Annotated in this window: 22 protein-coding genes, 1 tRNA gene and 1 riboswitch; of the genes, 5 read left to right on the top strand and 18 right to left on the bottom strand. The window is 56.1% G+C overall.

Annotation, left to right across the window (positions count from 1 at the left end; genetic code table 11):
* Positions 1-40: 40 nt before the first annotated feature.
* From bcsQ to ACVLVH_RS18420, 11 genes are all read right to left on the bottom strand, one after another.
* Positions 41-841 carry a cellulose biosynthesis protein BcsQ gene (gene bcsQ, locus ACVLVH_RS18370; protein WP_192414372.1) on the bottom strand — a complete coding sequence of 267 codons (801 nt, stop codon included), beginning with the start codon at positions 839-841 and terminating at the stop codon, positions 41-43.
* A complete protein-coding gene (bcsO, locus tag ACVLVH_RS18375; protein WP_192414370.1) occupies positions 832-1491 on the bottom strand; it encodes a cellulose biosynthesis protein BcsO in 660 nt (219 codons plus the stop codon). The genes bcsQ and bcsO overlap by 10 nt, the downstream gene beginning before the upstream one ends.
* A 473-nt stretch (positions 1492-1964) precedes the next feature.
* Entirely contained in the window at positions 1965-2975 is a 1011-nt protein-coding gene (dppF, locus tag ACVLVH_RS18380; protein WP_137384884.1) for a dipeptide ABC transporter ATP-binding subunit DppF, read from the bottom strand.
* Positions 2965-3951 carry a dipeptide ABC transporter ATP-binding protein gene (gene dppD, locus ACVLVH_RS18385; protein ID WP_008104610.1) on the bottom strand — a complete coding sequence of 329 codons (987 nt, stop codon included), beginning with the start codon at positions 3949-3951 and terminating at the stop codon, positions 2965-2967. Before dppD ends, dppF begins: the two co-directional genes overlap by 11 nt.
* A gap of 12 nt (positions 3952-3963) precedes the next feature.
* Positions 3964-4866 carry a dipeptide ABC transporter permease DppC gene (dppC, locus tag ACVLVH_RS18390; RefSeq protein ID WP_110867893.1) on the bottom strand — a complete coding sequence of 301 codons (903 nt, stop codon included), beginning with the start codon at positions 4864-4866 and terminating at the stop codon, positions 3964-3966.
* Between the two features lie 9 nt (positions 4867-4875).
* Positions 4876-5895 carry a dipeptide ABC transporter permease DppB gene (gene dppB, locus ACVLVH_RS18395; protein ID WP_192414368.1) on the bottom strand — a complete coding sequence of 340 codons (1020 nt, stop codon included), beginning with the start codon at positions 5893-5895 and terminating at the stop codon, positions 4876-4878.
* Positions 5896-6093: 198 nt separating this feature from the next.
* On the bottom strand, positions 6094-7704 hold the full coding sequence (gene dppA / locus ACVLVH_RS18400; RefSeq protein ID WP_101763804.1) for a dipeptide ABC transporter periplasmic-binding protein DppA: 1611 nt from the start codon (positions 7702-7704) through the stop codon (positions 6094-6096).
* A 970-nt stretch (positions 7705-8674) separates the two neighbouring features.
* Positions 8675-8751 (bottom strand) — tRNA-Pro (locus ACVLVH_RS18405).
* Positions 8752-8855: 104 nt separating this feature from the next.
* Positions 8856-10547 carry a kdo(2)-lipid A phosphoethanolamine 7''-transferase gene (gene eptB, locus ACVLVH_RS18410; RefSeq protein WP_192236864.1) on the bottom strand — a complete coding sequence of 564 codons (1692 nt, stop codon included), beginning with the start codon at positions 10545-10547 and terminating at the stop codon, positions 8856-8858.
* Positions 10548-10816: 269 nt separating this feature from the next.
* Positions 10817-11245 carry an organic hydroperoxide resistance protein gene (locus ACVLVH_RS18415; RefSeq protein WP_101763806.1) on the bottom strand — a complete coding sequence of 143 codons (429 nt, stop codon included), beginning with the start codon at positions 11243-11245 and terminating at the stop codon, positions 10817-10819.
* Between the two features lie 99 nt (positions 11246-11344).
* Positions 11345-11809, bottom strand: coding sequence for a MarR family winged helix-turn-helix transcriptional regulator (locus tag ACVLVH_RS18420; protein WP_192414366.1), 465 nt, complete (start codon positions 11807-11809; stop codon positions 11345-11347).
* Between the two features lie 62 nt (positions 11810-11871).
* On the opposite strand from ACVLVH_RS18420, the gene ACVLVH_RS18425 reads away from it, so the two are divergent.
* On the top strand, positions 11872-12465 hold the full coding sequence (locus ACVLVH_RS18425; protein ID WP_101763808.1) for an HD domain-containing protein: 594 nt from the start codon (positions 11872-11874) through the stop codon (positions 12463-12465).
* Between the two features lie 43 nt (positions 12466-12508).
* On the opposite strand, the gene ACVLVH_RS18430 is transcribed toward ACVLVH_RS18425, so the two are convergent.
* The 7 genes from ACVLVH_RS18430 to ACVLVH_RS18460 form a co-directional block, all read right to left on the bottom strand.
* Positions 12509-12805: an HTH-type transcriptional regulator gene (locus tag ACVLVH_RS18430; RefSeq protein ID WP_008104629.1), complete on the bottom strand. Its 297-nt coding sequence runs from the start codon at positions 12803-12805 to the stop codon at positions 12509-12511.
* 247 nt (positions 12806-13052) lie between these two features.
* Positions 13053-16652 carry an urea carboxylase gene (gene uca / locus ACVLVH_RS18435; protein ID WP_192414364.1) on the bottom strand — a complete coding sequence of 1200 codons (3600 nt, stop codon included), beginning with the start codon at positions 16650-16652 and terminating at the stop codon, positions 13053-13055.
* A gap of 79 nt (positions 16653-16731) precedes the next feature.
* Positions 16732-17367, bottom strand: a complete 636-nt coding sequence (locus tag ACVLVH_RS18440; RefSeq protein WP_192414362.1) for an urea amidolyase associated protein UAAP2 — start codon at positions 17365-17367, stop codon at positions 16732-16734.
* A complete protein-coding gene (locus ACVLVH_RS18445; protein ID WP_192414359.1) occupies positions 17367-18074 on the bottom strand; it encodes an urea amidolyase associated protein UAAP1 in 708 nt (235 codons plus the stop codon). The genes ACVLVH_RS18440 and ACVLVH_RS18445 overlap by 1 nt, the downstream gene beginning before the upstream one ends.
* Positions 18075-18085: 11 nt before the next feature.
* On the bottom strand, positions 18086-18832 hold the full coding sequence (locus ACVLVH_RS18450; RefSeq protein WP_192236860.1) for an ABC transporter ATP-binding protein: 747 nt from the start codon (positions 18830-18832) through the stop codon (positions 18086-18088).
* A 10-nt stretch (positions 18833-18842) separates the two neighbouring features.
* Complete coding sequence (locus ACVLVH_RS18455; protein WP_101763813.1) at positions 18843-19655, bottom strand: ABC transporter permease; 813 nt, start codon at positions 19653-19655, stop codon at positions 18843-18845.
* A 14-nt stretch (positions 19656-19669) separates the two neighbouring features.
* Complete coding sequence (locus tag ACVLVH_RS18460; RefSeq protein WP_061719325.1) at positions 19670-20728, bottom strand: putative urea ABC transporter substrate-binding protein; 1059 nt, start codon at positions 20726-20728, stop codon at positions 19670-19672.
* A gap of 63 nt (positions 20729-20791) precedes the next feature.
* Positions 20792-20886: riboswitch (guanidine-I (ykkC/yxkD leader) on the bottom strand.
* A 407-nt stretch (positions 20887-21293) separates the two neighbouring features.
* Here ACVLVH_RS18460 and ACVLVH_RS18465 point away from each other — a divergent pair.
* The 4 genes from ACVLVH_RS18465 to ACVLVH_RS18480 are packed head-to-tail and all read left to right on the top strand — an operon-like array spanning position 21294 to position 25600.
* Positions 21294-22016 (top strand): FadR/GntR family transcriptional regulator, encoded by a 723-nt coding sequence (locus ACVLVH_RS18465; RefSeq protein WP_192236857.1) that lies wholly within the window; start codon positions 21294-21296, stop codon positions 22014-22016.
* Positions 22013-23008 (top strand): ABC transporter ATP-binding protein, encoded by a 996-nt coding sequence (locus ACVLVH_RS18470; protein WP_192414356.1) that lies wholly within the window; start codon positions 22013-22015, stop codon positions 23006-23008. Before ACVLVH_RS18465 ends, ACVLVH_RS18470 begins: the two co-directional genes overlap by 4 nt.
* A complete protein-coding gene (locus ACVLVH_RS18475; RefSeq protein ID WP_101763817.1) occupies positions 23005-24066 on the top strand; it encodes an ABC transporter ATP-binding protein in 1062 nt (353 codons plus the stop codon). The genes ACVLVH_RS18470 and ACVLVH_RS18475 overlap by 4 nt, the downstream gene beginning before the upstream one ends.
* 16 nt (positions 24067-24082) lie before the next feature.
* On the top strand, positions 24083-25600 hold the full coding sequence (locus ACVLVH_RS18480) for an ABC transporter substrate-binding protein (protein ID WP_192236854.1): 1518 nt from the start codon (positions 24083-24085) through the stop codon (positions 25598-25600).
* The last annotated feature ends 1 nt before the right edge of the window (position 25601 follow it).

The raw sequence follows: 25601 nt of genomic DNA on the forward strand, positions 1-25601 counted from the left end.
AAGCTGTGTTGTTATTATGTGGCCGGAGTCGGCCTCATTATTAATAGTGGCTGCGAAAAGGTGCCTGAACTTCGCCGTTACCCACGGTGATATCCAGGATATAGGCTACGCGTTTTGCCACTAATTCGATATCAAACGCAGCTGCAGACGCTGGGCTGAAATCATAAACCGATTGTTGCGAGGCATTGGCTTCCGCGACGCTTTCATCACGATGAACCACGCCTAATAAGTTCTCACCCAGGCGCTGCTGCATAAAAGCGGTGACTTCACGGCTAATATTGCGGCGGTTATCGCTCTGGTTAAGGACAAAATAGTGACCACGTTTATTATTCAGCGGCCGACCGATCATGCGGTCATTTTCTATTTGCGGCAGCAACGAGACCGATGCGGTATCCGCTAACATCACCACTAAATGCATATCGGCAAGTGCCTGCATTGCTTTAAGCGCCGGACCCGGACCGGGAGGAAAATCGGCGATAATCACCAGTCCCGGATAATTCAGCACCGTATCCAGCCCGCGTTTCAGGAAATGGGGATCTTTTACCAGGTTCTCTTCAAAGCGTTCACGCTGCTCTTCGCTCACCTCGCCATACGGCATGACGAAAATATTGCCGCCGGTGGTCAGAATCGATTGGCTCCAGTCAGCCTGATCTTCAGAGCGTGCCACAAAGCCGCGACCATCATTCAGCGGTACACCGAAATGCAGGCGCAAGGCGTTCTGAACATCGAAATCGATTGCCAATACCTTGCTGCCAGCGCGAGCCAGACTCCACGCAAGGTTGGCCGCCATGGTGGTTTTCCCTACTCCCCCTTTTGGCGAGCACACACAAACTAACGGCATAGCGCAATCTTCTCCAGTAGCGGTTTTAACGGTGTTTCTTTTGACAGGTTAGCCGGCTCGGCTGGACGCGAGCGGAACAGCGCACCAAAGCGAGACGGGGCCGGCGCAGCCGGACGTGCCGGTTCAACCGCAGCGGCCAGGGTTGGCAGAGGCACTGGCGCGATTGGCGCGGGAGCTGCCGGTGCGGCAACAGCAGCAGGCTGAGCGACTGGCGCGACGGCAGGTTTTGCTGGTGGAAACAGTGAGGTTGTCGCCTGGCGCTCGACCAGCGTGGCTTTCGGCGCTAATGGCGTCGTAGAGGAGAGCGGCTTAACCGACGGCGCGGGCGGAAACAGTGATGAGCCGCTCTCCGGTTGCGCGGCGGCAGGTGGGTTCAGGCTATCGAGAATCGATGCGCGCGCCGGGCTGGCTGGTGCAGCCTGAGCCGGTTCCGGCGGTGCGCTGAATTCATCCCCGCGAATCGGCTGTGGTTGCGGCATATCGATGCGCTGACCGCTGCCTAATTCAGGCTCTTGTTCGGTGGTCAATTGACGCAGTAACGCCCACTGACTTTGATCGGCTTCCTGCGATTGACCGGACATATCCTTAAAAGCGATGTCAAGCGTCTGCGTTTTCTCTTTAAAACGCTGCAGATCGTCGTAATTCTTCATGATCAGAGCCTGTAAAAGCGGGAGGGAATTTTCCGCGAATATATCACACACATTAAAAGACGGTGAGACAAATCTGATTACTAAAACAGCGCATTCAATAAAAGAATTCTATCTTTAAGATTGAAAAAGCGGGAATGCAAAAAGCATGCAGTTATTTATGGACGGAGATTAATTAATATCAATTAACAGAAATAATCACGCAGGGGATTTTAACCTAAGCTACTGAAAAACCTCTACTGCGCTGCAAGTTATGGGTTTTATTCCACAGTGACATTGCTCACACAATGATGATGAAAATAGGAATTTGCCTTTACGCTATATATCTTAATCAGGACCAATTGTTCACAGATGCAGTGGCGTAATGCTTTTGCCAGGGCTTTCGCGGTAACCCTTTTTGTCGTTAATTTATCTCATGTATTAATCAGCAAAAAGAAAGGCTCCCGCAGGAGCCTTGATTCATTTATGGCAGTAATTTATGACACGCCTACCGGCTGATTTTCATCCTGATCAACTGCGAAGCAGGCGATTTGCTGATCGCCATATTGCTTCAGTTTTGGCTGCAGCTGAACGCAGGTGCCAAAACGACGACGGCAGCGCGCGTTAAACGCACAGCCCGGCGGCGGATTGAGCGGGCTTGGCAACTCGCCCGTCAGTTTGATGCGCTCGCGGCGATCGTCCGGGTTGAGACGTGGTGTCGCCGACAGCAGCGCTTGCGTGTAAGGATGACGCGGATTGCTGAAGATCGCCTCTTTGCTGCCCTTCTCAACACAGCGGCCGAGATACATCACCATCACCTCATCAGCGATGTGTTCCACCACGGAGAGATCGTGCGAGATGAAGACGTAGGACAAGCCTAAATCCTGCTGCAAATCCATCATCAGATTCAGCACCTGCGCACGCACCGACACGTCGAGCGCGGAGACCGGCTCATCGGCGATCAGCACATCAGGATCGAGCATCAAACCACGCGCAATCGCGATACGCTGACGCTGGCCGCCCGAGAACATGTGCGGATAGCGATCGTAATGCTCGGTTTTCAGGCCAACCTTCGCCATCATCTCCAGCGTTTTTTCCTTGCGCTCCGCTTTGGTCAGCGAGGTGTTGATCACCAGCGGCTCTTCCAGAATCTGGCTGATTTTCTTACGCGGATTGAGCGAGCCATACGGGTTCTGGAACACGATCTGAATTTTCTGGCGACGCAGTTTCTGCGCCTGCGGATCGTGTTTCAACAGATCCTGACCGTGCCAGAACAGCTGGCCTTCGGTCGGGGTTTCAATCATGGTCAGCAAGCGGCCCAGCGTGGATTTACCACAGCCGGATTCACCCACCACCGCCAGCGTTTTGCCGCGTTCGAGGTTGAACGAGACGCCATCCAGCGCTTTGACCAGACGTTCCTGGCCAAACAGACCTTTCTTCACCGGGTAGTGTTTTTTCAGGTCAATCGCCTGTAGCAGGTAATCCTGCTTATCGTTATCAAGACTCATAAGTCGGTCTCCCGGCATCATCCAGTGGGAAGTGACATTTGGCCTGGCGGCCAGGAATGTCGCGCAGCTCCGGTTCTTCGCGGCGGCAGCGATCGGTCACATACGGGCAGCGCGGATTTAACAGGCAGCCGGTTGGGCGGTCGTATTTACCCGGCACCACGCCAGGCAGCGAGGCCAGACGCGCTTTGTCCGCAGCAAACTCCGGCAGCGCGCGCAGTAAGGCTTGCGTGTAGGGATGACGCGGCGCTTTGAAGATATCCACCGCTTTACCGCTCTCCACCACTTGTCCGGCATACATCACGATGATGTGCTGAGCCGCTTCGGCCACCAGCGCCAGATCGTGGGTAATCAGGATCAGCGCCATGTTCTCTTGCTTCTGCAACTCCAGCAGCAGTTCGATGATTTGCGCCTGAATGGTCACGTCGAGCGCGGTGGTCGGCTCATCGGCGATCAGCAGCTTCGGTTTGCAGGCAATCGCCATCGCGATCATCACGCGCTGGCTCATCCCGCCCGACAGTTGATGCGGATAGACATCCAGGCGCGATGCCGGGTCGGGAATGCCCACCTGATCGAGCAGATCAATCGCACGCTGACGACGGGTACGTTTGCTGCCGCCCTGATGCACTTTCAGCGCTTCCATGATCTGGAAACCCACGGTGTAGCAAGGGTTGAGGCTGGTCATCGGGTCCTGGAAGATCATCGCTACTTCGGCGCCCACCAACTGGCGGCGCTCTTTTTCGGAAATTTTCTGCAGGTCGCGCTGATTGAATTCCAGTTTCTCGGCCATCACGCGGCCGGGATAATCGATCAGACCCATAATCGCCAGCGAACTGACCGATTTACCGGAACCGGATTCCCCGACGATGCCGACTACCTGGCCTTGCTCGACCTGATAGCTGATGCGGTCAACCGCACGGAACGGTGTTTTTTCGTCGCCGAAATGCACCGATAATTTGTCTACATTTAATAACGCCATCTCGGTGCCTCTTTACTGCTTGAGTTTCGGGTCGAGTGCATCACGCAAACCATCGCCCATGAGGTTGAATGCCAGAACCGTTAGCAGAATGGTCACTCCAGGGAATGTCACCACCCACCAGGCACTTTGCGCATACTGCAACACGTCGGAGAGCATGGTGCCCCACTCCGGCGTTGGCGGTTGCGCCCCCATACCGAGAAAGCCCAACGCCGCCATATCGAGGATGGCGTTGGAGAAACCTAATGATGCCTGCACGATCAGCGGTGCCAGGCAGTTAGGCAGAATATTGATGAACATCTGGCGCAGCGTACCGGCACCCGCCACGCTTGAGGCGGTAACGTAGTCGCGGTTAACTTCAACCAGCACCGCAGCACGCGTCAGACGGATATAGTGCGGCAAGGCGACGAAGGTAATCGCCAGCGAGGCATTAACGATCGACGGACCGAAGATCGCCACCAGCACCAATGCCAGCAGCAGGCTTGGCAGCGCCAGCATGATATCGACCACACGCATAATGATGGCGTCAACCACGCCGCCAAGGTAGCCAGCCATCAGGCCAAATATCACGCCGAGAATCAGCGACAGCACGACGACCATGCAGCCAACCAGCAGCGACAGACGCGCGCCGTACATCAGGCGCGACAGCACATCGCGGCCCACGTCATCGGTACCGAGGATGTAGCTCCAGCTGCCGCCTTCCTGCCAAACCGGCGGATGCAGCAAGGCATCACGGAATTGCTCAGCCGGTGCGTGCGGTGCCAGCACATCAGCAAAGATAGCGATTAACAGCATCAGAACGATGTAAACCAGGCCGATAACCGCCCCTTTGTTACGCCTGAAGTAGTGCCAGAATTCCTGCAACGGGGTCATCGGCTTGGGTGCAGCAGTTACGCTTGCGGGATCAACAGCAGACATGATTCCCCCTTATTTCTTATGACGGATACGTGGATTGACCACGCCGTACAGCAGATCAACCAGCAGGTTGACCACGATGATCAGAATCGCCACCAGCAACACGCCGCCCTGCACCACCGGATAATCACGGCGTTGCAGCGCTTCGATCAGCCAGCGACCGAGTCCCGGCCACGAGAAGATGGTTTCGGTCAGAATCGCACCGGCCAGCAGCGTACCAACCTGCAAACCAATCACGGTGACGACCGGCAGCATGGCGTTACGCAGCGCATGCACCACAATCACACGCATACGCGTCAGCCCTTTGGCGCGAGCGGTGCGGATGTAATCTTCACCCAGCACTTCCAGCATCGAGGAGCGCGTCATACGCACGATCACCGCCAGCGGAATGGTGCCGAGCACGATGGCCGGCAGAATCATGTGCATCACCGCATCTTTAAAATCGCCCTCTTCGCCCCACAGCAGCGTATCAATCAGCATAAAGCCGGTGAGCGGATGACTGTCGTCGAGGAAGATGATGTCGCTGACGCGCCCGGAGACCGGCGTGAGGTTCAACTGCACCGAGACCAGCATGATCAGCATGATGCCCCACCAGAAAATCGGCATCGAGTAACCGGTGAGCGAGATGCCCACGGCGGTGTGATCGAAGATCGAGCCGCGTTTTACCGCGGCCAGCACGCCAACAGGAATGCCGACAGCGACCGCGAACAACATGGCGCAGATGCCCAGTTCCAGCGTAGCTTTGAAGCGTGGTACGAATTCGTCCCAAACCGGGATACGGCTTTTCAGCGAGATGCCGAGGTCACCGTGTAAGACGCCGTTGATGTAGGTGATGTATTGCTTCCACATCGGCTGATCGAGGCCAAATTGCGCCATCAATTGCGCGTGACGTTCAGGAGAGATACCGCGTTCGCCAGCCATGATCAGTACCGGATCGCCGGGGATCAAATGGACAAACGCGAAGGTCAATAACGTGATACCGATGAACGTTGGGATGACAAGGCCCAAACGTCGGAGTATGAATTGCAGCATAAGCCTGGTTCTCTGACATTTCCCACAGCGTTACCGCCGGGGACAACATTGCTCAACACTCGCAGCCAGCCGAAGGCGGACGCGACGCAAGAAGCGCTTCATTAGTAGAATTTGCCGGAAAAAAAGAGCGGAATACGGGCGGCGAAGGTGCCGCCCGAGGGCCAGCAATGCTGGCCCTGACCGCGATAATCCGAAAGGTTATTCCTGGATATCGACGTTTTCGAAGTGATGTTTACCTAATGGATCAACCACATAACCAGAGACTTTCTTACTCACTGGCTCGTAGACGGTTGAGTGAGCGATGATCAGCGCTGGAGCCTGGTCATGCATCACTACCTGAGCCTGTTTGTACAGTTCAATACGTTTGTTGTGATCGGCTTCAGCACGGGCTGGCTGAATCAGATCTTCAAACGGCTTGTAGCACCAACGTGAGTAGTTAGAACCGTCTTTCGCCGCTGCACAGCTGAACAGCGTGGCGAAGAAGTTATCCGGATCCCCATTATCACCGGTCCAGCCCATCATTACGGTCTGGTGTTCACCGGCTTTCGCGCGTTTCAGGTACTCGCCCCATTCGAAGGTGACGATTTTGGCTTTCACGCCAATTTTAGCCCAGTCAGCCTGAACCATTTCCGCCATGCGACGTGCGTTCGGGTTGTATGGACGCTGAACCGGCATTGCCCACAGGTCGATGGAGAAACCATCAGCCATACCTGCTTCTTTCAGCAGCGCTTTGGCTTTCTCAGGATCGTAGGCGTAATCTTTGATGTCGTCGTTGTAGCCCCACATGGTTGGTGGGATCAGGTTTTTCGCGGCCTGGCCAGCGCCCTGATAAACGGCATCAATGATGGCTTGTTTGTTCACCGCCATGGTTAGTGCCTGACGCACCTTCACGTTATCCAGCGGCTTTTTCTCGGTGTTGAACGACAGGTAACCAACGTTCAAACCTGGCTGTTCCATCAGGTTAATTTTGTCGTCTTTCTTCATGCTGGCGATGTCGGCCGGGTTCGGGTACGGCATGACCTGGCACTCGCCTTTCTGCAGTTTCGCATAACGCACAGAGGCGTCTGGCGTGATGGAGAACACTAAGCGATCAATCTTCGGCTTAGTGCCCCAGAAGTCTGGGTTAGCTTTATACAGAATGCGCGAGTCTTTCTGATACTGCTGCAGTACAAACGGACCGGTGCCCACTGGATTGAGGTCCAGCTTCTCAGGCGTGCCCGCTTTCAGCATGTTGTCGGCATATTCTTTAGAAATGATTGAGGCGAAGTCCATGCCGAGGTCAGCAATGAACGGCGCTTCTGGACGCGTCAGGGTGAAGCGTACGGTGTAATCGTCAACTTTTTCGATTTTGGCGATCAGCTTAGGCATGTCCATGCCTTCGAAGTATTCGTAGCTGCCGCCAGAAACACCGTGATATTTGTTGTTTTTGTCGAGCTGACGCTCGAAGGAGAACACGACGTCATCGGCATTGAAGGTGCGGGTTGGCTTGAAGTCTTTGGTGGTTTGCCACTTCACGCCCTGACGCAGGTGGAAGGTATAAGTTTTACCGTCCGCGCTGACATCCCATTTTTCTGCCAGACCTGGCTGCAGCTCGGTGGTACCGGTTTTGAACTCAACCAGTCGGTTGTAGATCGGTACCGAGCTTGCGTCGTAGGTGGTGCCCGATGTGAAGAGCTGCGGGTTGAAGCCTTCCGGCGAACCTTCTGAACAATAAACAAGGGTTTTCGCCTGGACACCAGCGGCAACGGTCATAGCAATCAGGCTGAGACCGACCTTCAGCATCCTGGATTTAGCCAGGGAGTTGATCATGTTTTGCTCCATTGTGATGTGATGTTGTGTGCGTCGCCCGACCTCTGATTTTTTTATGCGGTTCGGGCAGGTCAATTAAGAGTAAGCAAAATGTGAGCGGTTATTTTTTTGTGCTGGCACCGTGGAATCTGTCAGACACGTCCTTCTCTACATTTTATTGACGCATCAATTTGTCAACAGTTGCAATGAACGTCAATACAGTGTGGGGTTATTTACATAGAGTGTGACTAAGTGCAAGCAACGATAAAAAACACCCTTCTCAGCCTAAGCCAAAATTAAAAAAGGTGATAAAGCGCTCAATGCCGCGTGATTATCTGGCTATGTAGTCAAATAGCAGTGATTATCACCGCTAAAAAACACACAAAACTTATTGGTAAATGTTGAATATCTGAACGATTCTGCGTGCGTTATGACGTTCAGGCAGCGGAATGTGCTAGGGAAATGGCATAAGAAATCAGCATGATGCATAAACCGGTCATAAGAAGAATGTTTCGCGAATTAAGCGCGCGGGTTCGATTTGGCGTGGGGTACGCGGGAGTTAGTGGAGATAATGGTGAGTATTGCTGGTTTAGGGGATGGAATGGGTATATTTAGGGGTTTTGCTATTCGCTCGGTGCGTTGCTCAGGAAAGGCGGCTCGAACGCAAAGTCGGCGTGAATACGTCCCTGTAGCCTCGACCGCCGCATCCCTGCGGCGGACGCTTTGCTAAACGAGCCGCCTTCCCATCGCCAGGTTGGCTTCTGTTTTGCTGTTAAAAAAATGCAGAGGAGTTTGAAGAAGGATGGAATACAGGGCCGCGGAGTAAAGCTTCCGACGCATGGATGCGTCGGCAAGGCCCACAGGGATGTGTCCACGGCGACTTTACGGAGCGGCCCTGTATTTCAGCCTGATCTGCTGAGGAGCTAACAATACAGAATCCCAAATTACAGACGAAAAAAAACCTGCTTATAAAAGCAGGTTTCTTCAAAGATGGTCGGCGAGAGAGGATTCGAACCTCCGACCCACTGGTCCCAAACCAGTTGCGCTACCAAGCTGCGCTACTCGCCGATGGGGGCGCATATTACTGCGCTGCTAAAAAAGCGTCAATGCCTTTTACTGAAAACTCAACTGATCGCCTGGAAAGCAAGCAGCGGTCAACAACCCCAAAAAAATCACAGCGCTTTAGCAGGCGCGGCCGCTGGTGCTGAACACCAATTATTTGCGTCTTTAATTCCGCCGTCCGGCGAGGTGTAGCCGAGGCAACCCATGATGGTGTCGAACAGCTCAACATGGCGATGGGTTTTACCCACGCGCTGCTGCGCCTGTAAACGTTCGAAGTTGCTGCGGTTGGTTGGATCTTCAAGATACTTATCAGAAGCCCACACCATCATCGGTACACGGAACTGCTCCGGTGGCGCCATCTCGCGCGGCGTACCGTGCAAGTGCATATTCTCGCTGATTGATTCACCGTGATCGGAGGCGTAGAACACAATCGCCTTCTTATCTCGCAACTGATCGAGCACGCTATCCAGCATGGTATCCACGTACAAAATCGAGTTGTCGTAGGCGTTAATCAACTGCGCTTTACTGCACTTCTCATCAACGCCCATGCATTCCGGCTGATAGCGAGCGAAATCACGCGGGTAACGCTGAGAATAAAGGTAGTGCGAGCCTTTGGTGTGCAGAATCACCACGTGCTTGCCTTTCGGGAAGCGCTGTAACGATGCCTGCAACTCCGGCACTAACAGCATGTCATCGACCGCTTTGCCCTGATTACGCTTCTCTGAACCAATCTGCTCGCGGAACGAGAAGTTATTGGTGTCAGCGTTATCGTAGAACCACACTTCGCTCTGCATCGCGAACAGCTCAGACGTGAAGCCCAGCTCTTTCAACACGGCGAAAACATTTTGTTCTTTCAACGTGCGGCCCGGATTATCCATGGTGCCACCTTCGCGCACGAACATGCAGCGCAGCGACAGCTTGGTGGCGGTATCACAAGATTCACCACGGAACGCGACCAGGTTCTTCTCTTTCGACAGCTTCGGCGTGGTATCACGATCGTAGCCGAGCATGCCCATGTGATCCCAACGCGTGGTTTCGCCAATCACAAACACCATATAGGTATCGTCGATGCCCGCAGGCGCGACGTAAGTAAACTCTTTTGCCGGATCGAGTAACTTCTGGCCATCCCACTCTTCATCAACTTTGGTCCAGGCGAACAGGCCCAGCGCGGCAATCCAGTTGGATGGCAGATACGAGTGCGCCACCACGCCGCCATAGCTCGGCAAATCGATGTTGGTGATCTCTTCATTCACCTTCTGCAGCTTGTCGAAATAGCGAATCGGCAGCCAGACCAGCGCCACGCTCAGCAGCATAACGGCTACCGGCTTAAGACGTTGGCCAGGCGTTTTAAGTTGTTCAATCAGTGTCTGGCTAAGCTTATTGCGCCAGATAAGCAGCAGCGGCAACGCACTCACCAGCACCATCCACAGCACGAAATGCAGACCAATCACTTCTTTAGAGAGATCGATATCGGTGGTCATCACCGAGGCGATAATGCCGTAGCCAATCACCACGTTGAAGAACGCCATGTAATAAGCGGCGGCAACAGAGATGATCACGGTGAGTGTGGCGAGAATGCGGTAAACCCATTTGCCGCCCAGCGACAGCAAGCGCATCAGGAAGAAAGTCAGTAGTACAGCTGCCATCACTTCCGCCGCTGCAGAAAGCCAGTTAGAGATATTGGATTTCGTTAAGAAGCCGTCAAAGCGGCGATAAAATATCGGTAAATTCAGTAAGATACCGAGATATAACGCAAGCAGCAGAGACAGCTTTTGCTGCGTTAAACTTTTAATATAATTCATGAAAATTTTCTATTCCCGACCTGGTGTCGTTGTATCAACCGTTATGTGACTGTTTAAAGACAGCAGAGTTCGCTAAACCGCAGTAAAAGCGTGACGCAAGATGCAGGATCGGGACGATTCCGACTGGCGAAAGGGCGATGGCGCGAAGCCGAGCAGTAGAACATTTAACCAATGGTAAGACCAGATAAATTTTCTAATCTAACCGGTTAGCGTTTTATTCAGATGTGAAAAAGGCTCCCGCAGGAGCCTGTTATCGTGAATAACATCAATTAGTTGATGATGTTCAGCGTCACGTCGATATTGCCACGCGTTGCGTTTGAGTATGGGCAAACGATGTGTGCCGCATCTACCAGCTTCTGCGCTTCAGCTGCATCCATCTCTGGCAGATGAATATTCAGTTTGGCTTCAATACCGAAACCGTTCGGGATTGGGCCAATGCCAACTTCGCCTTCAATCCACGCATCTTTCGGCATCGAAATCTTGTCGCGGCCAGCCACAAACTTCATCGCACCGAGGAAACACGCTGAATAACCTGCAGCAAACAGCTGCTCTGGGTTAGTCACTTCGCCGCCTGCGCCGCCCATCTCTTTTGGCACGCCCAGTTTTACATCCAGCACGTTGTCGGAAGAAGTAGCACGACCATCACGACCGCCGGTAGCTTTAGCTTTTGCAGTGTAAACAACTTTTTCTAAAGACATAATAACCTCATTAATTCGCTATATAATCGCGCACTACTTATTATGCGCAAACCTGAACGTCATCTTTTGGGTTGTCGGGACAGCGACTTCCCCTGTTTATTAATTGGCGCGGTAAAGGCTATCGCGCAACTCGTCTAACTGAGCTTTCAGAGATGCCATCACCTGGTCATCGCAGGCTGTTGCGCACTGAATGGCTTCCGGAATACTTTCTGCTTTGTCATGCAACGCACGACCTTCATCGGTCAGCGTTACCACAACCTGACGCTCATCCTGACGGGAACGCTGGCGATGCAATAAACCCGCGCTCTCCAGACGTTTTAACAGCGGCGTCAGCGTGGCTGAATCAAGAAACAGCTGCTCGCCAATCTCAGAGACCGTCACATCGTCCTGATTCCACAGCACCAGCATCACCAGATATTGCGGATAGGTAATCTCCAGCTTTGATAGCAGCTGGCGATAGACTTTGTGCATCGCGAGATTCGCCGAATACAGTGCAAAGCAGAGCTGCTGATCTAACTGAAGTGGCGCCTGCTTCACTTTTTTGTCATCTTGATTACTGTTCATGGGTTTCAATATAAATAGCGCGCTAGATAATTGCAAGCGACTTTTCTCTGGGAGAGTGAAATATGCGAGATTCACTGGAAGAGCAAGCGCGCCGTTATGCCACTGAGGCGCATGCCGCTGCGGGTCAACGTCGCAAATACACTGACGAGCCTTACATTGTGCATCCGGCTGCCGTCGCCGAATTAGTGCGTAGCGTTACCGATGATGAACAGATGATTGCCGCCGCCTGGCTGCATGACACGGTAGAAGACACGCCCAGCACCATTGACGATATCGAACGCCATTTCGGCCCGCGCGTGGCGGAACTGGTGGACCAGCTCACCGACAGCGCGCAGCCTGCGGCAAAAAACCGCGCCGCACGCAAGCTGGCGCATTTTCGCCACACCGCCGATGCCTCGCCCGAAGCGCAAACCATCAAGCTGGCCGACATCATCGACAACACCCGCGCCATCGTGCAGTACGATGCCGACTTTGCGCGCGTCTATCTGGTGGAAAAGCAAATTCAGATTCAGCTGTTACGCCAGGGCGATAGCCATCTTTGGCGGCAGGCAGAGCAGACCATCAAACAAGGGCTTGCGCAGTTAGCGCAACCGCCGTACAGCGTGCCGGAGAGCTGGTTCGTTAAACAGGCAGCAAAGTATGGCGCCATAAATTAAAAAACCCGCCATCAAGGCGGGTTGGATCATCCCCAAAAAGGGATTACTCCAGCAGCTGGCGCCCTAAATAAGGGTTGGCCTGCAACAACTTCATCAATTTACGCGCCGTAGCGGAAGGACGTGTACGTTGCGCCTCCCAGCTTTTCACTGACGAAACGCTGACACCCATCACACGGGCAAATTCGTCAACCTGCATGCCGGTCATCTCGCGCAAACGCTGCGGCTCGGGAACTGTAGTCTGATTGATTGAAATTTCTGATACGGATGGCTTCGCGTCACGTGTCAAAACAATCTGCTCAAGGCTGCTGAGCAACTCGACCATGGGATCTTTTAATTCCATAGAGAACTCCTTAAAAACTCACTATGAAGCACGTGAAAGTAGAGAGGTAAGCGCCACCAGGCGCTGAAACCGGACGATCAGGCTGTATCCCGAAGCGGTTTCGCATAGTTATTATCAAACCGATGCGGGACACAGCCTGTTGAGCACTGCAAAAGATGTCAGGGCAATGCAACAATAGTTCGGGTTTCTAAGTATGGGACATATCCCCGACTTTGCTGCCAGATTCCTGATTATTTTTTATTCTTTCTTATGCCACTTTTGGGTCGATCACCATAAGCAATTGACCTGCCTGCACTTGCTGCCCAGACTGCCGCGTCAGACTATGGATTTTTCCACTGACGGGCGCGACGATCGGGATTTCCATCTTCATTGATTCGAGGATGCCGACCGTGGCCCCCGCACTGATTTCACTGCCTTCCTCCACCAGCCATTGCCACACGCTGCCCGCCACCTGGCTCTCAACGGGATGACAACCGGCTGGCACCACACCCTTTTCGCTGCTCTGCGCTTGCAGCTGGCTATCAAAGGTAAACTGACCTTCCGCTCGCCAGCGCGCTAACTCCTCATCAAACGCCTGCTGGCGCTGCTGCTGGAAGGCATCAATCTCCTGCGCGTGCTGCGTCAGCATCGCCTGATACTCGGCGAGGCGGAATTCACCCTGTTCCACGCGTAGCGGATAATCGCCCCACGGGAAACGCTCACGAATCTGCAGCAACTCGTCGGCATCTACCGGATAAAAGCGTATTTGATCGAAGAAGCGCAGTAACCAGGGCTGGGTAAACGCAGCTGTAGGGCGATCGCGGTTCCACATCTGCATAGTGCGTCCAACAAACTGATAGCCGCCCGGCCCTTCCATGCCGTACACGCACATATAAGCGCCACCGATACCGACTGAATTTTCCGCCGTCCAGGTGCGCGCCGGATTGTATTTGGTGGTCACCAGGCGATGGCGCGGATCGAGTGGCGTAGCCACCGGCGCACCGAGATAGACATCGCCCAATCCCATTACCAAATAAGAGGCGCTAAATACGATCTCTTTTACCGACTCAATGCTATCCAGCCCATTGATGCGGCGAATAAATTCAATATTGCTTGGGCACCACGGCGCATTCGGTCTGACGGATTGGTCGTAGCGCACAATCGCTTCACGACAGGCCGCATCATCCCAGCTAAGTGGCAGCCAGACGGTGCGCGCAGGCACGGCCGCATCGGCCAGGCTACCCAATGCTAAATCAGCGTGCAATATTTGCGCCACTCGCTCACTTCTGCCACACATTTGTGCGTCATAATGAATTTGTAGCGAGCGGATGCCAGGCGTCAATTCCAGTTGCCCCGGCAGCGGATGCGCTTCCAACCATTGCATCAGCGCATGCACGCGAAAACGCAACGCGATATCCAGTTGTAAATCGCCATATTCCACCAGCAGAAAACGGTCGCCCGCCGCCCGAATACTGAGCGAAGGACGTTGCTCCGTTGCCGCATGATGGTGCAGCACCGGATCAATTAAGGGCAGCGCCGCGTTCACTGTAATCGGTTGAGATTGCAGTTTGATGATCTCGTCACGCTGCGCCTGCGCCAGTTGATCGGCGGTGGCAAGTTCGATCGGCTGGAACTGGACGCGATCGCCAGCTTTCAGCTGCCCCAGCTTCCACAGATCGGCTTCGATCACCGTTGCCGGACAAACAAATCCTCCCAGCGATGGGCCATCCGGGCCGAGGATCACCGGCATATCGCCGGTAAAATCCACGGTGCCGAAGGCGTACGCATTGTCGTGGATGTTCGAGGGATGCATGCCCGCTTCGCCGCCATCGCTGCGTGCCCAGGTCGGTTTGGGGCCGATCAGGCGAATGCCGGTGCGGCTGGAGTTGTAGTGCACTTGCCACTCAGCGGCAAAAAATTCCGCGATGTCATCATCGGTGAAGAAGGTTGGCGCGCCATGCGGACCGTAAATCACCCGCAGCTGCCAGCTGCCGTTCAGTGACGGCAGCAAATTATCCGGCAAGCTGGCCGCTGTCAGCACCTGCGGCGCGGCGAGATGCAGCACATCACCGGCGCGCAGCGCGCGTCCGGCATGACCACCAAATTTGCCGAGGGTGAAAGTGCTGCGGCTACCCAGATAGCGCGGCGTATCGAGGCCACCGGCCAGCAGCAGATAGCTGCGGCTGCCATCTCGTACTTCGCCCAGCGTCAGCGTTTGCCCGGCCTGCGCCGTCAGCCGCTGATGCATCGGTATCGTTTGTTGATCAAGCTGCGCGGCAATCGGCGCGCCGGTCAGGACAAAACTGCAGGCCTGGTTGAAGCGCAGCGTCGGGCCACGCAAGGTGATCTCCAGCCCGGCGGCCTGCGCATCATTGTCTAACAGGCGATTACCCAGCTGGAACGCGCGGCTGTCGAACGGACCGGAAGGCGGCACGCCAACATGCCAATAACCGATGCGGCCCGGCGCATCTTGCACTGTGGTTAAGGTGCCGCCGCTGAGAATATCCAGCGTTGGCGGCTGCCACTGCAGGGTGCCGAGCGTGGCGGTGATGATGCGTCCCTGCTGCACGTCCGGCAGCGTGCACAGCTGGCGCAGCCATAGCAAATTGGTTTCGATGCCGTACAGTTCGGTGGCGGATAGCGCCTGCGCCATGCTGCCTAGCGCGCTGGCACGGTCTGCGGCATGTACAATAAGTTTCGCCAGCATCGGATCGTAAAATGGCGAAACCTCCATGCCGCTCTCAACGCTGCTGTCGATGCGCAGCGTAGCGCCCTCAATCGTAGTCGGGAACTGCACATGGCTGAGCAATCCCGCGCTGGGCTGGAACTGCTTAGCCGGATCTTCGGCGTAAAGCCGTACCTGAATGGCGTGACCTTGCACCACCGGCTGCAAATCGGCCAGCGGCGGCAATCTTTGCTGCGCCAGTTCTACCATCCAGCGCACCAAATCAACGCCATACACCATTTCGGTGACGCCATGTTCCACCTGCAAGCGCGTGTTCACTTCAAGGAACCAGAACTGCTGGCTGGCATCGTCATAAACATATTCCACCGTGCCCGCGCTGCGATAGTTCACCGCCCGCGCCAGCCTTACGGCGGTGGCCTGCAACTGCGCGCGCACCGCAGCGCTCAAGCCCGGTGCGGGCGTCTCTTCCAGCACCTTTTGATTGCGGCGCTGGGCCGAGCAATCACGTTCGCCGAGCGCGATGACTTCACCTGCGCCGTCGCCAAAAATCTGCACTTCGATATGGCGCGCACGCGCAATAAACTTCTCTAAAAACACGCCATCGTCGGCGAAGTTGTTGCCAGCGAGGCGCTTCACGCGGGTAAATGCCGCGTCGAGCTGTTCGGCATCCTCGCAGCGCTGCATGCCAATGCCGCCGCCGCCCGCGGTGCTTTTCAACATGACCGGATAGCCAATCTGCGCCGCTATCTGCTGCGCCTCGGCCAGCGAAGCCAGTAAGCCGCTGCCCGGCAGCAGCGGCACATTATTCTGTTCAGCCAGCGCACGCGCGCTGTGTTTCAGGCCAAAGGCCGCCATCTGCTCGGCGCTCGGCCCAAGAAAATGCACGCCCGCCGCTTCGCAGCGCGTGACAAACTCCGGATTTTCACTGAGAAAACCGTAGCCGGGATGCAGCGCCTGCGCGCCACTCTGCGCGGCTATCGCCAGCAATTTATCCTGATTGAGATAAGTGTCTCGCACCTGACCTTCACCGAGCGACCAGGCTTCATCCGCCAGACGCACATGGCGCGCATGACGGTCGGCTTCGGCGTATACGGCAATCGCCCGGATATTCATGGCTTGCAGGGTTCGAATAATGCGCACGGCAATCGCGCCACGGTTGGCAATTAATACGCGATCAATCATGACTGAATACTCTCGTTGCGGCAGGTCGTCCTGCGTAGCATTGACGGCAGAAAACGGGTCGTCCCGTTGCGTCAGAGAATCACCACACGCTGACTAAAATCGGCGTTGGGTTGTAACCGTTGCAGGGATTGTTGAGCTGCGGGCAATTGGAGATCAGGACCAGCACGTTGATGTGCACCAGCATCTCGACATATTTGCCCGGCGCAGAAATGCCGTCGGCAAAGGTCAATCCGCCATCCTGCGTCACCGGCACGTTCATGAAAAAGTTGATGTTGTGGGTGATGTCGCGGCGCGTCAGGCCAAACTCCGGCTGTTCCGCCACCGCCAGCATCCAGCTATCGCGGCACGAATGCATATGGCGCTTCTCCAGGTCATAGCGCACCGTGTTGCTCTCGCACGAACAAGCGCCGCCGAGCGTGTCGTGACGGCCGCAGGTATCGGCAGTGATGGTCAGCATTGGGCGATCAAAGTTCGAGCGCAGCACGCTGCCGGCCGTCAGAAACACATTGTTTTGCCCGCGCAGCGTGTCGCTCATGCTGTAGCGTTCGGCGGTGTCATCAGCATTGAAAAACAGCGTATCGGCGGCTTGATTGCCTTCAAGATCGGTGATGCGTAGCGTTTGGCCCGCCTCGATGCGCTGCAGCCAGTAATCACCGGCATCAATTTGCTGCTGGAAGCGCGCTTCGGCTGGATTGCGCTGACTTTCGATGATCATCACATTTCTCCTTGCAGTTGATACAGCGCGTTATTGCGCAGACCGCGCTGATTCTCGTCGCGCTCGAGACACATCGCCGGCAGCGGCGCGTGTTGCGCATCCAGTTCGATCTGCACCGGCTGGCGCGGATAATCCTGCGATGCGCTGAGCGGATGCGGGCAAGTGTGCAGCAGCACCAGCGTGTCCATCGCGAAACGTAAACGCACGCTGGCACCCGCCGCGCCCTGACGTTCCAGCTGCAAAGTGCCACTGTCGTCGGCGCGCACCTGCGCAAACAGATTGAGGCAGGACGCCATATCGCGCTGGCCGAGCCCATATTTGGCCAGCTCGACAAGAAAACTGTCGTAGCCATTTTGATGGCGCAAATTGCGCGCCTGCTGATAGGTGCTGGCACCAAAACGCGCGGCGGTTTGTGCGGCATTCAGCGTGCCGCACACGCTTTCGTGCCAGCCGAAGCTGTCGTGTTCGATGCCGCAGAAAATACGTCCCATATCTGAATAGAGACAATGACCGGCGGTGAGGCGGAAAGTGTGCTGGCACTTCAGGGTGTCGGGCGCGTTATAGCGCTCCAGCAGGTTTTCCGGGTTGTAAAACAGCAGGCCGACGTTGGCGCCACCTTCGACATCGGTGAGGGTCAGCGCGCTGCCGCTGCGCATCACCAGCGACCAGTGTGCGCCGCTCGGCAACAAGGTTTGGTAAGGCTTCATGGTTTTCTCCTTTAGGCGACCTGCGGTTCGGATGGCTGTGCGCGATCCAACGGCAAATCGTAAGTGATGGTCGCGCCCCAGGCTTCAGGCGCGTGCGGATCGTGGCGCAGCTTGTCGAACACCAGCAGACGCGATGCAAGGCTAAATCCCTCTTTCAAATCGTGGGTGATCATGAAGATGGTCAGGTTATGCTGCTGCCACAAACGGGTGATCAGCTGGTGCATCTCGCTACGGATGCCGGGATCGAGTGCGCCGAAGGGTTCATCGAGCAGCAAAATACGCGGCTGCTTCATCAACGCCTGCGCCAGCGCCAGACGCTGCTGCATGCCGCCCGACAGCTGATGCGGATATTTATTCTGTGCCTGTTCAAGCCCGACCTGCGCCAGCATGGCCTGCGCGCGCTGGCGAATCGTCTGACGCTTCTTTCCCCACACGCGGCCCAGCCAACGCGCACTGCTGAACTCGTCGCCCAGCATCACGTTGCCCAGCACCGTCAGATGCGGAAACACCGAATAACGCTGAAACATCACGCCGCGATGCGCATCCGGTTCGTCGGGGATAGGTTCGCCATCCAGCAACAGCTGGCCTTTGCTGGGCGCTTCAGTGCCGAGCAGCATATTCAGGAAGGTGGTTTTGCCGCAGCCGGACGCACCGACAATCGCCACAAACTCCCCCTCTTCAACCTCGATGTTGAGGCGCTCCAGCACCACTTGCTGGCCGTAATGTTTCTCGAGGTTTTTCAGTTGCAGTAACGGCATCGCTCGCCCCTTATTTCGCGTGATACCACGGCCAGCAGCGACGGCTAATCAGCCGCAGCAACAGGTCGAGCAGGAAGGCCAGCAGCGCGATCCACGCCACGTAGGGCAGAATCACATCCATTGCCAGATAACGCCGCATCAGGAAGATGCGATAACCCAGGCCTTCCGTGGCGGCGATGGCTTCGGCGGCAATCAGAAACAGCCACGCCGACGCCAGCGACAGCCGTACCGCATCCAACAGGCGCGGCATCAGCTGCGGCAGGATCACGCGCCACAAAATCTGTGCGCTGTGCGCGCCGAGCGTCTGCGCTTTCACCAACTGCTCGCGCGGGATCTTCTGCACCTGCAGCTGCAAATCGCGGGCAATCAGCGGCGTAATGCCGATGACAATCAGCACCACTTTCGATACTTCGCCGAGACCAAAACAGATAAACAGAATCGGCAGAATCGCCAGCGGCGGCACCAACGCAAACAGCGTCACCAGCGGCGCCAGCACCGCACGCACCACCGGCAGCGCGCCGGTGAACAGACCCAGCGCCAGCGCCAATAGCGCGCTGATCGCCACACCACACAGCAAACGCAGCAGACTGGCGGCGGTATCGCTCCACAACAGATATTCGCCAGTGCGCGGGCTGGGCTGAAACGCCATGCGGCTGATGGCGTCGCCCATGGCGTTAAAGCCCGGCAACAGCTTGTCTGCCGCATTCAGACTGAGACGCGCCTCCGACGCGAACAGATACACCAGCAGCAGCGCCAGCAGCGGCAGAATGCCCAGCAGCAAGCGCCCCAGCGGCAGCGGTTGGTAGTTGATCAACTTACGCATCGGCATCGCCTCGCTTACAGCTGCCCGGCGGCGGCCATTTTGGTGTACTCATCGGTGAAGCGCAGTTTGAGGTTACCCGCATCGCCCCAATTGCCCGCAGGCGTTGCCACGCCAACCACATCGGCGCTCGGCGCGCCCTCGCCCAGCAAACCGTGCTTAAACGAGAACTCGGCGACCATCTGCATGGTGGCTTTGAGCTGTGGGCTTTGGACGAAATCGAGGGTGGTTTTGGCATCGCTAAACAGATGCGTGGCGGCCAGCTGCTGGTCAAAGCCCGCCAGATCGGTGCCGGAAGCCTGCGCCATTTGTGTACGTGCCGCTTTAGCGCTGTCGGTTGGGCCGGACATGGTTTTCAACGTTTCATACCATGCGCCGGTCAGCGCTTTGCCGAGCTGCGGATACTTCTGCAGCGTGGCGCTGTTGACCACCAGCAGATCGAGGATTTCGCCCGGAATTTGCGCGGAAGAGAAAATCAGATGGCTGTTCGGCTGCTTCTCCGCTTCGGCGAGCAGCGGATTCCAGGTAACGATAGCGTTGACGTCGGCGGTGCCGAACGCCGCCACCAAATCGGCATCGGCGGTGTTCACCACTTTGACGTCTTTCTCGCTCATGCCGGATTTCTCCAGCGCCCGCGCCAGCAGGTAATGCGAAACCGAGAGTTCGACCAGATTTATCGGCTTGCCTTTCAGCGCTGAGAGGTTGCCCGCGCCTTTTAGCAGAATGCCGTCGTTACCGTTGGAGTAATCGCCGACGATCAGCGCCGTGCTATCCACGCCGCCGGTGGCCGGAATGGTCAGCGCATCCATGTTGGTCATGGTGCAACCAGCAAAACCCCCAGCGGTGTATTGATTCACCGACTCGATATAGTCGTTAACCTGCACAAACTGGATATCGATGCCGTATTTGTCGGCCCATTTTTTGACGATGCCGCTCTGCTGCGCGTAATCCCACGGCATCCAGCCCGCGTAGATCGACCAGCAAATCTTAAAGGAGGGTTTGTCGGCGGCCAGCGTGTTGACGCTGAACAGCGTAATGGTGCAAAGCAACAGCAGGCGAAGGCAGGCTTTGATCATGATGGTTCCTCTGGCGTTAACGGACGAAAAAAAAGCAGGAGGCGGCGAGCAACGTTCTCGCTTTCCTCCCGGGCTTTTTTCCCGCCGTGTAACCGTCAGAGGACGGTCGGTCACTCTCGGACCAGCATCTTTCGACCGGAACCCTAGTGACCCATTGCAAATTGTCTGGCGACCTCGGTTGCCCGCTATCGCTCCTGCATCTGCGTTAACACATACAAAATAGATGCCAAGGTTATATCCCGCTGAAAAACATCGGTTATTCACTCACCGCGCGTCGCCGCACTGCTGGCATTGCACAGATAAGCAGCGTGCGCGCACCACCGTGAAGCAGCATGCCGGTGAGGACGTTGACGCTTCTCGCAATTCTCAACCGGCACTGAAAAAACTTTTGCTTTGCGATCATGTGGTTATTACACATTGATGACACGCCAATCCGAACCAATTAAATATTGGTTCACTTCTTGCCTACGCTAAGAAAGCTGCCGAATTCGCCTTTCATCAGGAAAAGTGCTGGATACGCGGCGATTACCGATCTTTTTCTGATGCATAAGCAGGCGAACCAATTATGAATGACACGCCAGAAACCAGCCGCAACTCCAGCACCGCACTTGAGCAACTGCGCCAGCTGATTCAGCAGCAGGAGCACACGCCCGATCGCGCGCTGCCCACCGAACGTGAGTTAGCCGAGCGGTTTGGCATCGGTCGTCGTGAAATTCGCCGGGCATTAGATGTGCTGGAAGAAGAGGGCCGCATCTGGCGTAAACAGGGCAAAGGCACCTTTGTTGGGCCCTCCGCGCCAGTGCAGCCGCTGGTGCTACAGGATCTGCCGCAACAATCGAATCTGCTTGAAGTGATGGAAGCGCGTTTGCAGCTGGAGCCGGGGCTGGCACGTCTTGCCGCCCTGCGCGCCACCAAAGAACAAATCGCCTTAATGAAACGCCTGCTGGAGCGCATGCACGCCATCACGCCGCCTGAAGATGGCGATCAGCATGAACTGTGGGACAGCGCCTTCCATCGCGCCATCGCCGAAGCGGCGGGCAATCGTTTGATGCTCGGGCTGTTTGATGCCGTCGATGCGGTGCGCCGCGATCCCGGCTGGCAGCATTTGCGGGTACAGGCGCGCACCCCGGCACGCCTGGATAACTATGACACCCATCATCAGCGGCTGGTGATGCACATCGCCCAGCGCCAGCCCCATGAAGCGGCAGCGGCGATGCGTGAGCATCTGCTTGCGCTGCAACAGGCGCTGATGGAAACGCTCTATTCCCGTCAGGAGGAAGCGCCATGACCGCACATCCCGTTTTATCGCTACGCAATCTGCGCGTGCAGTTTCGTGGTTCGCCCGTCACGGTACTGGATGATATTTCTCTGGAGCTACAGGCGGGAGAAACGCTGGCGTTGGTCGGTGAATCGGGCTGCGGCAAAAGCATCACCTCACTCACGTTGATGGGTTTGCAGCCTGACAGTGCGCAAATCTTGCAGGGCGACATGCTGTTTGATGGCCGCGATCTGCGCCAACTCAGCAGCAGTGAATACGCCAGCCTGCGTGGCAACCAATTGGCGATGATTTTTCAGGAACCGATGACCTCGCTTAATCCAGCCTTCACGCTTGGCGATCAGCTGAGCGAAGCGGTGATGCGCCATCGTAAAGTGAGTAAGCGCCAGGCAATGGACGCGGCGCTGGCGATTCTGCAAAAAGTGCAAATTCCAGCAGCGGAACAGCGGCTGAAAGCCTATCCGCATCAGCTCTCCGGCGGCATGCGCCAGCGCGTGATGATTGCCATGGCGCTGATCAACCAGCCAAAACTGTTGATTGCCGATGAACCCACTACCGCGCTCGACGTCACCATTCAGGCGCAAATTCTGGCGCTGTTGAACACCCTAAAACAGGACACTGGCACCGCAGTATTGATGATCACGCATGACCTCGGCGTGGTAGCGGAAGTGGCGCAGCGCGTGGCGGTGATGTATGCCGGTCAGGTGGTGGAGAGCGGCAGCGTGGAGCGTATTTTCAACGATCCGCAGCATCCGTACACCATTGGCCTGATGGGCTCAATTCCCAGCCTGAGCGCACGCGAAGGTGCGCTGGCCACCATTCCCGGCCAGGTGCCGTTGCCGGAAAATATGCCGGCTGGCTGCCGCTTTGCCACGCGTTGCCCCTTCGCCGAAATACGCTGCCACCAGCATCGTCCGGCGTTGCGCGCACTGGCGAACGATCATCATGTGGCCTGTTTCCGCGCTCCGTTAGAGCAACACGTCACGCTGGGAGAAAGTTCATGAAGCCGATTTTAGAGTGCCGCGATTTAAGCAAAACTTTCTCCACGGGCAACCGGCTGTTTTCACGCAATCGCGGCGTGACGGCGGTCGATCGCGTTGCGCTACAGGTGATGCCGGGCGAAACGCTGGCGATTGTCGGCGAATCCGGTTCCGGTAAATCGACGCTGGGACGTTTGCTGCTGCGTTTATTAGCCGCCAGCGCCGGCGACGTGTTCTATCAGGGCGAAAGCATCACCGATGCCAGCGGCGCGCGACTCAATCAGCTGCGTCGCGAATTGCAGATTATCTTTCAGGATCCGTTTGCCTCGCTCAATCCGCGCATGACGGTGCAGCAGATTGTGGGCGAACCTTTGTGGCTGCACGAAAAGATGAGCCGCGATCAGCGCCACGCGCGCGTCGCCGAACTGCTGCGCACCGTTGGCCTGCCTGCGGCCTGGGCCGAACGTTACCCGCACGAGTTTTCAGGCGGTCAGCGCCAGCGCATTGGTATTGCTCGCGCGCTGGCCTCACAGCCGAAATTACTGCTCGGCGATGAGCCGGTTTCAGCGCTGGATGTGTCCGTGCAGGCGCAGGTGGTGAATCTGCTTGAGAGCCTGAAACAGCAGTTTGGCCTGACGATGGTGATCGTGGCGCACGGTTTGGCGGTGATCCGCCATATGAGCGATCGCGTGGCGGTGATGTATCTCGGTCAGATTGTCGAACTGGCCAGCGTCGATGAGATTTTTGATGCGCCGCTCCATCCTTATACGCAAGCGTTGATTGCCTCCGCGCCACAAATGCAGCCGGGCGTCAGTCGCACCATCCCCATGCTGCAGGGTGATTTGCCCAACCCAGCAGATCCACCTAGCGGCTGCCGTTTTCATACCCGTTGTCCCTATGCCACAGCGGAATGTCGCCAGTTTGAACCGATTAATCAGGTGCTGAGCGGCGGCCGTCAAATTGCCTGTCACCGCTGGCAGGAGATTAATCGCGATCGCAGCGTCATCACCCTTGCGCCACCTTCCGCCGCTTTTTTACGTCGCCGCGCCCTGTTTGAGCAGGCGGTGAATCAGCAAGCCTAACCTCTGGAGATACACCGTGAAGCAAGCTCGTCATACGTTATTAACCGCCCTCAGCGGTCTGTTACTGCTCGGGGCTAGCGCCCACAGCCAGGCTGACAGCGTGATTCGCATCGGCCTGGGCGCCGATCCCGACATGCTCGATCCGCATCTGGCGCGCACCTATTACGGCCGTTTTGTGTTTGCGGCCATGTGCGATCGTTTGGTCGATGTCGATCAAAATCTCAAAGTGGTGCCAGGTCTCGCCACCGATTGGGCGTGGAGCGAGGACGGCAAAACGCTGACCATGAATCTGCGCAGTGGCGTGACCTTCCACGATGGCGAAAAATTTGATGCGCAAGCGGTGAAATTCAACATCGAACGTGCGCAAACGCTACCGGGTTCGCTGCGTAAAAGTGAAATCTCCTCGATTGAAAGCGTGGAAGTGAGCGGCCCGATGCAGGTGAAGTTCCACCTGAAAAACCCGGATGCGGCGCTGCTGAGCCAACTGACCGACCGCGCCGGAGCCATGCTGGCACCGGAAGCGGCGAAAAAGCCCGATTTCGCCGCTCATCCGGTCTGCTCTGGCCCGTATCAGTTCGACAGCCGTGTTCAGCAGGATCGCATCGTGCTCAAGCGCTATGACAATTACTGGAATAAAGGCGCCTATCACTTCGATAAGGTGATTTTCCTGCCGATCCCGGATGCTTCAGTGCGCCTCGCAAACCTGCGTGCGGGCGATTTGGATCTCACCGAAGGCGTGGCCGCCAGCGATGTGAAAACCGTTGAAGCCGATAGCAAACTGGCGCTGGCAAAAGTCACAGGTCTTGGTTATCAGGGCATCACTTTCAATATCAACAACGGCAAAGTCGATGCTAATAGTCCGCTGAAAGATGCGCGGGTGCGTGAAGCGTTCTCACTGGCGATTGACCGTGATGCGCTGAATCAGGTGGCATTTGAAGGCTTATATACGCCAGCCAATCAGGCGTTTTCACCGGTCAGCGCGTATCACGTCAAAACACCGATCGCACCGCGCGATGTTGAGAAAGCCAAAGCACTGCTGAAGGCTGCGGGTGTTACCACACCGCTGAATCTGACGCTGCTGGTCAGCAATAACCCGACCGCGCAGCAGGTGGGCCAGGTGATTCAGGCGATGGTCGGTGAAGCCGGTTTCAACCTCAATCTGCAAATGAGTGAGTTCGCTACCCTGTTGGATCGCCAGCAGCGCGGGGATTATCAGCTTAGCCTGTCGGGTTGGTCTGGTCGTCCGGATCCGGACGGCAGCATCTATTCGTTTATTAACAGCAAAGGCACGCTCAATGACGGACGCTACAGCAATGCGCAGGTCGATGAGTGGCTGAATGCCGCGCGTCTCACCAACGACCAGGCACAGCGTCAGGCGCTCTACACCCAAGTGGTGAACCAACTGCAAAGCGATATGCCGATTGCGTACCTCTACTTTGAGCCACGCATTTTTGGCATGTCGAAAAAACTGCAGGGCTTCAAAGCCTGGCCGGACGGATTGGTACGTTTGGCTGGCGTAAGTCTGGCGCAGTAAA

The organism is Kluyvera sp. 1366 (assembly GCF_054823405.1).

Bases quoted from the DNA above. Each gene is read 5' to 3' on its own strand.
- bcsQ (WP_192414372.1), bottom strand. From the start codon at position 841: ATGCCGTTAGTTTGTGTGTGCTCGCCAAAAGGGGGAGTAGGGAAAACC.
- bcsO (WP_192414370.1), bottom strand. From the start codon at position 1,491: ATGAAGAATTACGACGATCTGCAGCGTTTTAAAGAGAAAACGCAGACG.
- dppF (WP_137384884.1), bottom strand. From the start codon at position 2,975: ATGAGTCTTGATAACGATAAGCAGGATTACCTGCTACAGGCGATTGAC.
- dppD (WP_008104610.1), bottom strand. From the start codon at position 3,951: ATGGCGTTATTAAATGTAGACAAATTATCGGTGCATTTCGGCGACGAA.
- dppC (WP_110867893.1), bottom strand. From the start codon at position 4,866: ATGTCTGCTGTTGATCCCGCAAGCGTAACTGCTGCACCCAAGCCGATG.
- dppB (WP_192414368.1), bottom strand. From the start codon at position 5,895: ATGCTGCAATTCATACTCCGACGTTTGGGCCTTGTCATCCCAACGTTC.
- dppA (WP_101763804.1), bottom strand. From the start codon at position 7,704: ATGATCAACTCCCTGGCTAAATCCAGGATGCTGAAGGTCGGTCTCAGC.
- eptB (WP_192236864.1), bottom strand. From the start codon at position 10,547: ATGAATTATATTAAAAGTTTAACGCAGCAAAAGCTGTCTCTGCTGCTT.
- ACVLVH_RS18415 (WP_101763806.1), bottom strand. From the start codon at position 11,245: ATGTCTTTAGAAAAAGTTGTTTACACTGCAAAAGCTAAAGCTACCGGC.
- ACVLVH_RS18420 (WP_192414366.1), bottom strand. From the start codon at position 11,809: ATGAACAGTAATCAAGATGACAAAAAAGTGAAGCAGGCGCCACTTCAG.
- ACVLVH_RS18425 (WP_101763808.1), top strand. From the start codon at position 11,872: ATGCGAGATTCACTGGAAGAGCAAGCGCGCCGTTATGCCACTGAGGCG.
- ACVLVH_RS18430 (WP_008104629.1), bottom strand. From the start codon at position 12,805: ATGGAATTAAAAGATCCCATGGTCGAGTTGCTCAGCAGCCTTGAGCAG.
- uca (WP_192414364.1), bottom strand. From the start codon at position 16,652: ATGATTGATCGCGTATTAATTGCCAACCGTGGCGCGATTGCCGTGCGC.
- ACVLVH_RS18440 (WP_192414362.1), bottom strand. From the start codon at position 17,367: ATGATCATCGAAAGTCAGCGCAATCCAGCCGAAGCGCGCTTCCAGCAG.
- ACVLVH_RS18445 (WP_192414359.1), bottom strand. From the start codon at position 18,074: ATGAAGCCTTACCAAACCTTGTTGCCGAGCGGCGCACACTGGTCGCTG.
- ACVLVH_RS18450 (WP_192236860.1), bottom strand. From the start codon at position 18,832: ATGCCGTTACTGCAACTGAAAAACCTCGAGAAACATTACGGCCAGCAA.
- ACVLVH_RS18455 (WP_101763813.1), bottom strand. From the start codon at position 19,655: ATGCGTAAGTTGATCAACTACCAACCGCTGCCGCTGGGGCGCTTGCTG.
- ACVLVH_RS18460 (WP_061719325.1), bottom strand. From the start codon at position 20,728: ATGATCAAAGCCTGCCTTCGCCTGCTGTTGCTTTGCACCATTACGCTG.
- ACVLVH_RS18465 (WP_192236857.1), top strand. From the start codon at position 21,294: ATGAATGACACGCCAGAAACCAGCCGCAACTCCAGCACCGCACTTGAG.
- ACVLVH_RS18470 (WP_192414356.1), top strand. From the start codon at position 22,013: ATGACCGCACATCCCGTTTTATCGCTACGCAATCTGCGCGTGCAGTTT.
- ACVLVH_RS18475 (WP_101763817.1), top strand. From the start codon at position 23,005: ATGAAGCCGATTTTAGAGTGCCGCGATTTAAGCAAAACTTTCTCCACG.